This window comes from Amycolatopsis sp. La24 (genome assembly GCF_029087445.1).
Classification (GTDB): domain Bacteria; phylum Actinomycetota; class Actinomycetes; order Mycobacteriales; family Pseudonocardiaceae; genus Amycolatopsis; species Amycolatopsis nivea.
In genome coordinates this window covers 18,149-30,214 of the sequence record NZ_JARACH010000056.1, presented here as the reverse complement: position 1 = coordinate 30,214, position 12,066 = coordinate 18,149, and the positions used below count along the sequence as shown (strand labels likewise).

Genomic DNA, 12,066 nt, shown 5'->3' with positions numbered 1-12,066 from the left:
CCGCACTCGCGCGAGGTGCGGCTCAGCGGTAGACGCTGACCTCGATCAGGTTCCGGTCCGGGTCGCGGAAGTACACGCTGCGGATCGGCCCGGTCGCGCCCGTGCGGTCGACCGGGCCCTCCTCGACCGGCACCCCGTGCGTCGCGAGGTCCTCGACGACCTGTTCCAGCGAATCGGCCGTGATCAGGCACAGGTCCGCGCTGCCCGGCGTCGGCCGGTCCGCCTTCGGCTCGAACTCGTGCCCGGCCTCGTGCAGGTTGATCTTGCTGGCGCCGAACACCAGCGCCTTGCGGCCGGCCCCGAACGTCACCTCGGTCATGCCGAGGACGCGTGTGTAGAAATCGACCGTCGCACCGAGGTCGGCGACGGTGAGGACGAGGTGGTCGAGCCGGTCGATGCGCATGGTTTCACCCTATTCCGATGTAACGGCCGGGCCGCCACGGCGACGGTGCAAGTGTGATCGTGGTGCGCGAGCTGAGCGTGGAGAACTGGGCGGAGTGGCGCGACCTCCGGCTGGCGGCGCTGCGCGAGGACCCGGGGGCGTTCAGCTCGGCACTCGCGGACTGGCAAGGCGAAGGCGACGCCGAACCGCGCTGGCGGGCCCGGCTGCGCGACGTGTCGCTCAACGTCCTGGCCGACCTCGACGGCGTTCCGGCCGGGATGGTCAGCGGGCACCTTTCCGAACGCGGCGACAAAGCCGAGCTGCTGTCGATGTGGGTCGCCCCGCCGGCGCGCGGCAGGGGAGTCGGGGACGCGCTCGTCCGGGCCGTCGTGCGCTGGAGCGAAGGGCGCGGGGCGGGCGAGCTGGCGTTGCGCGTCGCGGGCGGCAACGAGCACGCCATGGCGCTGTACGAACGGCACGGGTTCGTGGAGCGTCCGCTGTCCGGACCGAGCGAGTGCGAGCACGAGATGGTTCGGGAAGCACACCGAGCGTGACGGCCGGCTGTGAGCTTCCTCCTGCCGGGTGAGCCGTTCACCCGGCGGCCAGCCCGAGTTGGCCGCTTGGCCGTGGTCGCCGGATAGAACGGCCGCCATGACCGAAACGACCCCTTCCCGGCGCTCGGTGCTCAAAGCCGGGATCGCCGTCCCCGCGCTCGCCGCGGCAGGCGGGCTGCTGCTGCCCGGCTCCGCCTCGTCCGCCCCGCTCGTCCGCCGCGACCGTCCGGTGCTCGCCCACGGCGTCGCGTCCGGGGACGTGACCACCGGCTCCGGCATCGTGTGGTCGCGGGCCGACCGGCCGGCGCGGCTGATGGTCGAGGTCGCGCGCGACCCGTCGTTCCGGCACGCCCGCCGGGTGCCCGGCCCGTTCGTCACGCCCGCCACCGGCGGCACCGGCAAGGTGCGCGTCGCCGGGCTGGCCCCGGGCACCGAATACCACTACCGCGTCACCGCCGTGGACCTCGACGGCCGCGGTGCGAGCGAGCCGGTCGCCGGCCGGTTCGCCACCGCGCCGGTCGGCCGCGCGAACACGCGGATCCTGTGGAGCGGCGACGTCGTCGGCCAGAACTACGGCATCAACCCAGGACTCGGCGGCATGACGATCTTCTCCGCGATGGCCGACCGCCGCCCGGACCTTTTCCTGCACAGCGGCGACACGGTGTACGCCGACGGCCCGCTCACCGAAACCGTCACGCTCCCCAGCGGCGCAGGCACCTGGCACAACATCGTGACGCCGGAGAAGTCGAAGGTCGCCGAAACCCTCGACGAATACCGCGGCCAGCACGCCTACAACCGGCTCGACGCCAATTTCCGCCGGTTCGCCGCCGAGGTGCCCGCCTACGTCCAGTGGGACGACCACGAGGTCGTCAACAACTGGTATCCGGGCGAAATCCTCAACGACCGCCCCGAATACACCGAAAAACGCGCCGATGTGCTCGCCCAGCGCGCGTTCCAGGCGTTCCACGAATGGCATCCGATCGACCGCCGCCAGGCCGTCGACGGCCGGGTCTACCGGAGCTTCCGCTACGGCAGCCGGGTCGAGGTGTTCGTGCTCGACATGCGCACCTACCGCGACGCCAACACCTCGGACCAGACCAAGGCCGGCCACATCCTCGGCGACGCGCAGGCCCGCTGGCTGGCCGACGGGCTCCGGCGCAGCACCGCGACCTGGAAGATCGTCCAGGCGGACATGCCGATCGGCCTCGTCGTGCCGGACGGCAAGGACATCGAGGCGGTCGCCAACGGCCTGCCCGGCGCGCCCGGCGGCCGCGAGACCGAACTGGCCTGGGTGCTGAACCAGATCTCGCGCCACCGCGTGCGCAATGTCGTGTGGCTGACCGCCGACGTGCACTACACCGCCGCGCACCATTATTCGCCCGAGCGCGCCGCGTTCCAGGACTTCGACCCGTTCTGGGAATTCGTCTCCGGCCCGCTCAACGCCGGCGCCTTCGGCCCGAACAAGCTCGACCCGACGTTCGGCCCGGAAGCGGTCTTCGTGCACGCGCCGCAGACGCAGAATTCCTCGCCGGTGCAAGGGTTCCAGCACTTCGGCGAGGTGAATGTGGACGGTGCGAGCGGGGCGCTGACGGTCGACCTGCGCGACGCGACCGGGGCCTCGCTGTGGTCCAAGACGCTGCAGCCGCAGCGGCGCTGACCGGCCCGGCAGGCGCGTCGGATAGGCTCAGCGCCGAATAACACGAATCCGCACAAGGAGAAATACCGTCGTGACTGAACGCACGCTGGTCCTCGTCAAGCCCGATGGCGTCGCGCGCGGCCTCGTCGGCGAGGTCGTTTCGCGCATCGAGCGCAAGGGCCTGAAGCTGGCCGCGCTGGAACTGCGCACCGTCGAGCGCTCCGTCGCCGAGGAGCACTACGCGGAGCACAAGGAGCGCCCGTTCTTCGGCGACCTGCTGGAGTTCATCACGTCCGGCCCGCTCGTCGCGCTGGCCGTCGAGGGCCCGCGCGCGATCGCCGCGTTCCGCCAGCTCGCCGGCGGCACCGACCCGGTCGAGAAGGCCACCCCGGGGACCCTGCGCGGCGACTTCGCGCTGGAGACCCAGTACAACCTGGTGCACGGCTCGGACTCGCCGGAGTCGGCCGAGCGCGAGCTGAAGCTGTGGTTCCCGGACCTGTGATCCGGCTGAACCGGCACTGAACCGGCACTGATCCTCGCGGACGCCGGGCAGGGACTGCGGTCCCGGCCCGGCGTTCGTGTTTCCGGCCGCTTAATCCGCTGCCGGGGACTCGGCGCATCGGCTAACCTCCACCGGTGACTGCCCTGCCGCTGCCGCCGCGCGATTACCTGCCGCACCTGCGCTCGCTCACCGAGGCCTTCGCCGCGGAAGCCGAGGGCGACCTGGACAACCCGGTCCCGTACTGCGGCGACTGGACCAAGCGCGACCTCGTCGCGCATCTGGGCAACGTGCACCGGTGGGCCGCCGGCATCGTCCGCACCGGAGAGCTGAGCAAGCAGGAATTCGACGTCACGCCGAGCGGCGACCTCGCGCCCTGGTACGCCGAGAGCGCGGCCGAGCTGCTGGACGCGCTCGACGCGGCCGATCCCGCCGACGCGTGCTGGGTTTTCGGCGCCGCGGAGAAGACGAAGGCGTTCTGGTTCCGCCGTCAGGTGCACGAAACTTCCGTGCATTTGGTCGACTTGTTCGGCGCACGCGGCGCAACGACCCGGCTTGATCCGCTGATCGCCGCGGACGGCGTCTTCGAGGTGCTGGGCACGATGCTGCCGCGCGTCGCGCGCTGGAAGCACGAGGTTCCGCTGGCCGCGCCGATCACGTTGCGCACCACCGACACCGGGCACTCGTGGACCGTTGTGCCCGGCGAACCGCCCGAGCTGGGCGAGGGCGAAGCGCTGGCCACGGTCGCGGCGCCGGCGCAGGATTTGCTGGTGTCGCTGTGGAAGCGCACCGATGCGCAGCCGGAGATCGACGGCGACGAGGCTGTCGCGAAGGAGTTTCTCGCCGCGCGCATGACCCCCTGAGCGGATAATCCTGCGCCATTCAGGTCCCGTTCACCGCAGGGCCTTCCGGCGGTCGCGCCGATGGATTTGGCTGACCTGAGCCATTTTCGCGATCGTGGGGTACCTGGTGAAAAGATCAAGATCCGTGCTGCTCAGCGCCCTGCTCGTGCTGACGCTGGCCACACCTGCGCATGCCGACCCGCTCTCCGCTCCGCTCGGCCCGCCGCCGGTCGAGAGCGCCTCCGCCTTCTCCTCGGCCCGGGAGGCCCCGGCGATCGCCGCGGCGCCCGCCGCCGACGACGGCCTCGAGACCAGCAGCTCCACCAACGCGGTGGCTCCTGGTCTGAACCTCACTCAGTTCGACCGCTTCGACCCGAAGGGCTGGATCCGCGGCGACGCGCTGAGCGTCGACCTCACCAGCAAGGTCCTGAAGCCGACTTACCTCAGCCCGGGCACCGTTTCCGCGCGCACCCCGCTGTCTCAGCAGGTCGCTCGCGCCGGTGCGGTCGCGGGCGTCAACGGCGATTTCTTCGACATCAACGCCTCCGGCGCGCCGCTCGGCGTCGGCATCGACAACGGCGAGCTGCACAACGCGCCCGCGTCCGGCCACAACACCACCGCGGCGATCACCGCGGAGGGACGCGCGAAGCTCGCCGACATCTTCCTCGAAGCGTCGGTCACGCTGCCGGACGGCCGAGCTGTCCCCGCCACGAACTTCAACAGCCCGGTGCTCGGCAAGGACGCGCTCGGCGTCTACACGCCGCTCTGGGGCGCTTCGGCGCGCGCGACGTCGGTCGCCGGCGCGCAGAAGGTCATCGAGGTCGAGGTCCGCGATGGTGTGGTGACGCAGGTGCGTCCGAAGCCCGCGGACGGCCCGATCCCGGCGGGAAGCACGCTGCTGCTCGGTCGCGAAGCTGGTGCGGACGCGTTGTCGGCGTTGCACGTCGGTGATCGCGTGGGCGTTTCGTACGCGCCGCGGACCGACGCGGGCAAGATCGCGGTCGCGGTCGGCGGGAACAAAACCCTGCTGAAGGACGGACAGCTCCAGCAGCTTGACGACGTCACCCTCGCGCCGCGTACCGGCGTCGGCTTTTCCGCTGACGGCAAGCGGATGTGGCTCGTCACGGTGGATGGCCGCCAGGCCGACAGCCGCGGGATGACCGAGCTGGAAATGGCCCGGCAGCTGAAGCGGTTGGGTGCCGACGACGCGATCAACCTCGACGGTGGCGGCTCCTCGACGCTGCTCGCGCGCAACGAAGGAGAGGCTGCGCCGTCGGTGCGCAACTCGCCTTCGGACGGCGGGGAACGCTTGGTGCCCAACGGCATCGGCTTCGCGACGGTGGCCGGGAGCGGACGGCTGACTGGTTTCGCTCCCGCGCCCGCACAGGAGGGCGACAACTCGACCCGCGTGCTGTCCGGCCTGAGCCGCGCGCTCGTGCCGAACGGCCACGACGAGACGGGTGCCGCAGTGGCGTCGCGCCCGTTCTGGACCACGTCGAACCCGTTCCGCGGCACGGTCACAAAGAACGTTTTCACCGCGCAGCCCGACTTCCTGCACCCGGACGCGCGAGCCGACGTGACGGTCACCGCGCACCAGAACTTCGTGAACGGCCGCACGAAGCTGACCGTGCTGGGCAAGCCGGTGCGCCTCGGCGCGAGCACGAAGCAGGTCGCGCTTTCGGGCGCGGAGGCGCGCGGCGAGTTCCAGGTCTACGGCTACGACGCGGACGGTTACGGCACCTGGATCGAACCGTCGGACGTGAAGCTCGAATACGACCCCGCCGTGGTGAAGATCGAGCCGTCGGGCAAGGGTTTCGCAGTCACCGCGAAGACCGCTTCCGGGGCCACCGCGATCACCGTGCACGCGGGCGGGAAGACCATGCACCTGGCGGCGTCGGTGGGCACCGAAGCCAAGGTCGCGGCACCGCTAGCTGGTCCGGAAGGCTGGTCCGCCACGGTGTATCCGGCCGTCGTCGGTGCTGCGCTTTCGTCGGCAGAGGGACGCAACGGCGGCAAGGGCCTGGCACTCGACTACCGCCTCACCGGCACGACTGCCACGCGCGCCGCGTATGTCAACGCTGCCAACCCGATCGCGGTTCCAGCTGGCACGCAGAAGATCGGCATGTGGATCAACGGAGACGGCAAGGGCGCCTGGATCCGCGCGGAACTCCGCGACGGCGCCAACACCGCGTCCATTGTGGACCTCGCGCTGAGCGTGAACTGGACCGGCTGGCGGTACGTGACCGCCGCGGTGCCCGCCGGATTGCCCGACGGGCAGCGCCTCACCCGGTTCTATGCCGTGGAAACCGCGGCGGGCAAGCAGTACGAGGGCAGACTGGTGTTCAACGACCTCACCTTCGAGGTCGCGCCGACCACGGCCGTGCCGCACGATCCGGCCGTCCCGGACCCGGCGCTGGTCGCCAACGGCATGCTCGGCAAGGGCGGCCTGAAGATCGCGGTCGTCAGCGACGCCCAGTTCACCGCTGACGCTCCGGACGGCCCGCTCGTCGCCCAAGCACGCCGGGCACTGCGCGAGGCGGTTGCCGCGAAACCGGATCTCGTGCTGATCAACGGCGACTTCGTGGACCGCGGGACCGCGCCGGACTTCGTCTTGGCCCGCAAAATCATCACCGAAGAGCTGGACGGCCGCGTCCCCTGGTACTACGTGCCTGGCAACCACGAAGCCGAGGGCGGCAACGGCCTGAAGAACTTCCAGGACGCGTTCGGGGAAACGCACCGCGTGGTCGACGTCCACGGCGTGCGGCTGATCCTGATGGATTCCTCGCGCGGCTCGCTGCGTGCGGGCGGATTCGACCAGGTGCACATGCTGCGCGACGCGCTCGACAACGCGGCGAAAGACCGTTCCGTGCGGGGTGTGGTCGTCGCGATGCACCATCCGGTGAAGGACCCGAGCCCGACCGGAAATTCGCAGCTGGGCGACCGGAAGGAGGCCGCGCTGCTGCAGACGTGGCTGACCGGTTTCGAGGAGAAGTCCGGAAAACCGGCCGCCTCGCTGGCTTCGCACGCGGGAGTGTTCGGCCTGTCGCGCACGGACGGCGTGCCGTACCTGGTGAACGGCAACTCGGGCAAGACCCCCGCCGCGGCCCCCGGCGACGGCGGCTTCGTCGGCTGGACCCTGGTGCGAGTGGACCCCTCGGACCGCGGCCAGCCGGTGCGCTTCGAAACGCGCCCGAACGTCGACGCGCTGACGGTGACCGGCCCGGGCACTCTTTCGTGGGGCGGCACCGGAAAGGTGATCGCCGCGGTGACGCAGGAGGGCCGGTCGATTCCGGTGGCGTACCCGGTGAGCGCGGCTTGGGGCGGTCGCGGGGTGCACATCGGCAGCTGGCCGCCCGCGCCGTGGGACGTGGTGTCGTTCGACCCGGCCACCGGGACGGTGCGGGGGCTGCGCCCGGGGACGGCGGAGATCTCGGTGACGGTGAACGGGGTGTCCCGGTCGGTGTCGTTGACGGTGCGCTGAGTTTTTGAGGGGCGGGGCGGTCTTCGGGCCGCCCCGCCTTTTCGCTGGGCCGCGGGCTCGTCGTTTCCCTGTTCCCGGCCGGAGATCCACCCGGATTCCGTACCCGCGGCGGGGAAACCGGTCGAGAATTGTCGGTGCCTCCCTCTACTGTCGTTCCTCGTGGGAGAGTCGGCATCGGAACCAGCCCTCGTGCAAGCGAAGGCGCTGGTCAAACGGTTCGGAGAATTCGAGGCAGTCCGCGGCATCGACGTCGAGGTGCGGCGAGGGGAGGCGTTCGGCTTCCTCGGGCCCAACGGCGCGGGGAAGTCGTCGACGATGCGGATGATCGCGTGCGTGTCCCCGCGCAGCGACGGCGATCTGCGCGTCCTCGGCATGGACCCCAACGCGGACGGGCCGCGGATCCGCGCGCGCCTGGGCGTGGTGCCGCAGGAGGACAACCTCGACGTGGAGCTCACCGTCCGGCAGAACCTGCACGTCTACGGCCGCTATTTCGGCCTTTCCCGCGCCCACGTGCGGCGGAAGGCGGTCGAGCTGATGGAGTTCGCGCAGCTGTCCGACCGTGCCGAGAAACCGGTCGATTCCCTGTCCGGCGGCATGAAGCGGCGGCTCACCATCGCCCGGTCGCTGGTGAACGATCCGGAATTGCTGCTGCTCGACGAACCGACCACCGGGCTCGATCCGCAGGCACGGCATCTGTTGTGGGACCGGCTTTTCCGGCTCAAGGCCCGCGGCACCACGCTCATCGTCACCACCCATTACATGGACGAAGCGGAACAGCTCTGCGACCGGCTTGTAGTCATGGACGGCGGCCGGATCGCCGCGGAAGGCTCGCCCGCCGACCTGATCGCGCGGCATTCCACCCGGGAAGTGGTCGAGCTCCGGTTCGCGCCGGGGGAGCAGCAGGACGCGGCCGACCGGCTGGACGGGCTGGCCGAGCGCGTCGAGGTCCTCCCGGACCGCGTGCTGCTCTACACGATGACCGGCGAGGCCACCCTCGAGCGCGCGCACGAACGCGGCCTGCGCCCGTTGTCGAGCCTGGTCCGGCGCAGTTCCCTGGAGGACGTCTTCCTCCGCCTCACCGGCCGGACGTTGGTGGACTGATGACCATTCCAGCCACCGGCCGCGTCGTCGGCCGGTTCCACGGCGCCTGGCTGCGAGTCGAGGGCTACTGGACCTGGTACCGCAGGCACTGGCTCAGCACGCTCTACTCCACCGGCCTGCAACCGGTGCTGTTCCTCGCCGCGATGGGGCTCGGGTTCGGATCGCAGGTCAAAGCCGGTCCGGCGACCGGCGGGGTGTCGTACCTGGTGTACGTCGCCCCGGCGCTGCTCGTCGCCGGCGCGGCGCAGCAAGGCGTCAGCGAATCGAGTTATCCGGTCCTCAGCGGATTCAAATGGCAGAAGGACTATCTGGCGGTCACCGCGACGCCGGTGTCCCCGGGCCAGGTCCTCGGCGGGCACCAGATCTGGACCATGCTGCGGCTCGCCCTTTCCGGCACGGTCTACGCCCTCATCGCGTGGTTGTTCGGCGCCTGGGACAACGCGGGGGCGCTGCTGGTGGTCCTCGTCGGCGTCCTCACCGGGCTCGCGTGCGGATCGCTGATCGCCGGGCTGGCGGCGTGGACCTTCGACGAGGGACAGCGGTTCGGGCTGATCTTCCGGTTCGTCGTCATCCCGATGACCCTGTTCTCCGGCACGTTCTTCCCGATCACCCAGCTGCCGCTGTACCTGCGCTGGCTCGCCTGGATCTCCCCGCTGTGGCACGGCACCGAGCTTTCCCGCGCCGCCACGCTCGGCGGGCGGGAGCTGCTCCCGGTGCTCGGGCACCTTGCGTATCTGGCAGCACTGGTGGCGATCGGCTGGACGATCGCGCACCGCGGCTTCTACCGACGGCTGGTGGCGTGATGACCGACCTGCAGAGCGCCCCGATTCTCCCGCAGCGGCGCGGAATTCTGCTCCGCGTCCTGCCCGCGGGCATGTACAGCGGCCGCGCCACCGCGTTGATCGAACGCGCGCTCACCGTCTACGGACGGTCGTGGACGATGCTCGCGTCCGGCGCGCTCGAGCCGTTGTTCTACCTGCTCGCGTTCCAGGTCGGCTTCGGCAAACTGGTCACCACCGTGCCGGGGCCGGACGGGCAGCCGATGAGCTATGTCGCGTTCGTCGCGCCCGCGCTGCTGGCGTCGTCGGCGATGAACGGCGCGGTCTTCGAGTGCACGTACAACCTGTTCTTCAAACTGCGCTACGCCAAGACGTACGACGCGATGCTGGCGACCCCGGTCGGCCCGCTCGACGTCGCGCTCGGCGAGATCGCGTGGGCGATGATGCGCGGCGGCCTGTATTCGGTCGCGTTCCTGGCGGTCACCGGCGTCATGGGGCTGCTCACGTCGTGGTGGGCGCTGCTGCTCCTGCCCGCCGCGCTGCTCGTGTCGTTCGCGTTCGCGGCCATCAGCATCGCGCTGGTCAGCTTCCTGAAGTCGACGTCGCAATTCGACTACATCCAGCTCGTCCTGATGCCGATGTTCCTGTTCTCCACCACGTTCTTCCCGATCACGGTCTACCCGGAGGCGCTGCAGTGGGCGGTCCGCTGCTTCCCGCTCTACCACGGGATCGAGCTGATGCGCGGGCTCGCGACCGGCATCTTCTCCTGGAGCATGCTCGGCAATCTGGCGTACCTGCTGGTGCTCGCCGCGATCGGGATCTGGGGCGCGACAAGGAGGATCGCGAAACTGCTGCTTACCTGAATACCGAACGCTGAACGCGGCTCAGCGGGCCGGGCTGGGCAGTCCGTTCTGCGCGGGCGCCACCGCGGTCCGGGCGTCGACTAGACCATGGCCGTAGAAGCCGTTGTATCCGTCGTAGCCGGAGCAGTAGGCGTCCTGGGCGCCGTCGCCGGTGAGGTCGTAGTCGTCCGGGCACGGCATGGACGTCGCGCGGGAGTCCAGCGCACGGCGCAGCTCGGCGGCCGTCCACGTGGGATGCACCGATTTGAGCAGCGCCAGCACCCCGGCGACGTGCGGCGCGGCCATCGACGTCCCGCACATCGGCGCGTAACCGCCCGGAACGGTCGAAACCACGCAGCGGTCGTCGTCGCCGCCCGGGGCCGTGACATCGACCACACCGAGCCCGTACGAGCTGTAGCCCGACTTCACCCGGTCCGGGCTGATCGCCGACGCCGTCACCACGTCCCGCAGCCCGGCCGGCAGCGCCTCGCACTTCCCGGCGGCGGACGGCGAACCCGAGCGGCCCGACGGAGTGAGGTCGACCGCCTCGTTGGTCGCGGCGGCGACGTTCAGCGTGCCTTGGGAAGTCGCGTACTCCACGGCTCGCGCCAGCACCTCGTGCACCACGCCGCGGTCGTTGCCGCGCACGCAGGACAGCGACCACGGGTTCACGAACCAGCTGCTGTTGGCGATCGGCAGATGCCGCGCCGCCGACCACATGATCCCGCAGACCGCCGCCTCGGGATCGGCGTAACCGCGGTCGTCGATCACCTTCACCGACGCGATCCGCACGCCCGGCGCGACGCCGGTGATGCCCTTGCGGTCGTCGGCCGCGGCGATGATGCCCGCGACGTGCGTGCCGTGCGCGGAGGTCGTCGGCTGCCACGCGGCCGGGCTCGGGTCCGGGACGCCGGTGAGACAACCCGCCGAATCGTCCGGGTCGATCGCTGCGGCGAGGTCGGGGTGTTTCGGGTCGACGCCGGAGTCCAGGACGCCGACGACCACTGAGCGACTGCCTTCGGTGACCTGGTGCGCGGCCGGGGCACCGATCAGGTTCATGTCCCATTGCTGCGAGGAGAGGTCCGCCGCGGGCACTCGCGCCGGGTCGCTGAGCGGGAGTGTGGCTCGAGCGGGCTGGGCGGCGGCACCTGGCTGTTCGGCGGCTGTCCGGGTGGCTTGCGCGCTGAACGCCCGCTCCGGGCCGAGACGGTCCGCGAACGCCCGATCGGCTGACGTGACGACCGCCACGGAAATCTGCGGGTAGTAGCCGACGAGCTGCCCGCAGCCCGCGCTCGCCTGCTGGCGGGCGGAAGATTCCGGGGTCCCGCGGTCGAACGCGACGACGTAGCGCACCGCCCGCCCGCCCGAGGCGCATCCGGGGCTCGCGACGGCGGCCGGGGAGACCGCCGCGCAGCCGGCGAGGACCAGGAGGGAGCACACGGCCGCCCGCAGCGGCCGCGCCAGCACAGACACCGGACCTCCCACCGCGCGCAGGGTTGTGCCGGGCGCCCCGCGCGAGCGCCCGAGCCCGCACGCTAACCACCCCGGGCCCGGCGCGACAAGCGAAGCGCGGAAGTTAGCCCGGGCGCATGATCGCGGCACGCCCGGGCGCCTGGCGCGGGACACCGACTACACCGGGTGTCCCCCCGGGTGTGGGATACTCGCGTTGGCCGCTGCGCCGACGGGCATCCCGCTCGCGTCGTGAGCGGCCCGGAGGAGTGCCGGACCGGCACCACGCGCGTCGCCCCCGGGAGGCCGGGCCAAGGTCGATGTCGTGGCGGGTGGCCCGGGGGTCGCGAGCAGGCCGGCACCCCGCCGAGCAGACCAGGAACCGAGCGGCCGCCGACCCGGCGGACCGCACGGCTGCCAGCAGGATTCCCGCCGCTGGTCACCACCACGGCGGGCACGGAACAGAAAGGGCCCCTGCGCGGCCGCGTCACCACCGGTGCG

General features: G+C 71.0%; 10 protein-coding genes. 8 read left to right on the top strand and 2 right to left on the bottom strand.

Features of this window, described 5'->3' with window-relative positions; all coding sequences use genetic code 11:
- Positions 1 to 22 precede the first annotated feature (22 nt).
- Positions 23 to 403 (bottom strand): VOC family protein, encoded by a 381-nt coding sequence (locus tag PUT80_RS35775; RefSeq protein ID WP_134663052.1) that lies wholly within the window; start codon positions 401 to 403, stop codon positions 23 to 25.
- 53 nt (positions 404 to 456) lie between these two features.
- Between PUT80_RS35775 and PUT80_RS35770 the strand changes: the two genes are divergently transcribed.
- The 8 genes from PUT80_RS35770 to PUT80_RS35735 all read left to right on the top strand — a co-directional run bounded on the left by PUT80_RS35770 (position 457) and on the right by PUT80_RS35735 (position 10,137).
- The gene (locus PUT80_RS35770; protein ID WP_275294784.1) at positions 457 to 936 is read left to right on the top strand and encodes a GNAT family N-acetyltransferase; all 480 of its coding nucleotides are present in this window, start codon (positions 457 to 459) and stop codon (positions 934 to 936) included.
- A gap of 97 nt (positions 937 to 1,033) precedes the next feature.
- Positions 1,034 to 2,593: an alkaline phosphatase D family protein gene (locus tag PUT80_RS35765; protein ID WP_037813777.1), complete on the top strand. Its 1,560-nt coding sequence runs from the start codon at positions 1,034 to 1,036 to the stop codon at positions 2,591 to 2,593.
- 70 nt (positions 2,594 to 2,663) lie between these two features.
- On the top strand, positions 2,664 to 3,074 hold the full coding sequence (gene ndk, locus PUT80_RS35760; protein ID WP_020660996.1) for a nucleoside-diphosphate kinase: 411 nt from the start codon (positions 2,664 to 2,666) through the stop codon (positions 3,072 to 3,074).
- 134 nt (positions 3,075 to 3,208) lie between these two features.
- The gene (locus PUT80_RS35755; protein ID WP_037813774.1) at positions 3,209 to 3,934 is read left to right on the top strand and encodes a maleylpyruvate isomerase family mycothiol-dependent enzyme; all 726 of its coding nucleotides are present in this window, start codon (positions 3,209 to 3,211) and stop codon (positions 3,932 to 3,934) included.
- Positions 3,935 to 4,058: 124 nt separating this feature from the next.
- Entirely contained in the window at positions 4,059 to 7,394 is a 3,336-nt protein-coding gene (locus tag PUT80_RS35750) for a phosphodiester glycosidase family protein (protein ID WP_275294783.1), read from the top strand.
- 159 nt (positions 7,395 to 7,553) lie between these two features.
- Positions 7,554 to 8,495, top strand: a complete 942-nt coding sequence (locus PUT80_RS35745) for an ABC transporter ATP-binding protein (RefSeq protein ID WP_043837293.1) — start codon at positions 7,554 to 7,556, stop codon at positions 8,493 to 8,495.
- Positions 8,495 to 9,298: an ABC transporter permease gene (locus tag PUT80_RS35740; protein WP_037813768.1), complete on the top strand. Its 804-nt coding sequence runs from the start codon at positions 8,495 to 8,497 to the stop codon at positions 9,296 to 9,298. The genes PUT80_RS35745 and PUT80_RS35740 overlap by 1 nt, the downstream gene beginning before the upstream one ends.
- Positions 9,298 to 10,137 (top strand): ABC transporter permease, encoded by an 840-nt coding sequence (locus PUT80_RS35735; protein ID WP_037814200.1) that lies wholly within the window; start codon positions 9,298 to 9,300, stop codon positions 10,135 to 10,137. Before PUT80_RS35740 ends, PUT80_RS35735 begins: the two co-directional genes overlap by 1 nt.
- Before the next feature lie 21 nt (positions 10,138 to 10,158).
- Here the strand turns inward: PUT80_RS35735 and PUT80_RS35730 are convergent, their stop codons facing one another.
- Positions 10,159 to 11,589, bottom strand: a complete 1,431-nt coding sequence (locus PUT80_RS35730; protein ID WP_275294782.1) for a S8 family serine peptidase — start codon at positions 11,587 to 11,589, stop codon at positions 10,159 to 10,161.
- Positions 11,590 to 12,066: the final 477 nt, after the last annotated feature.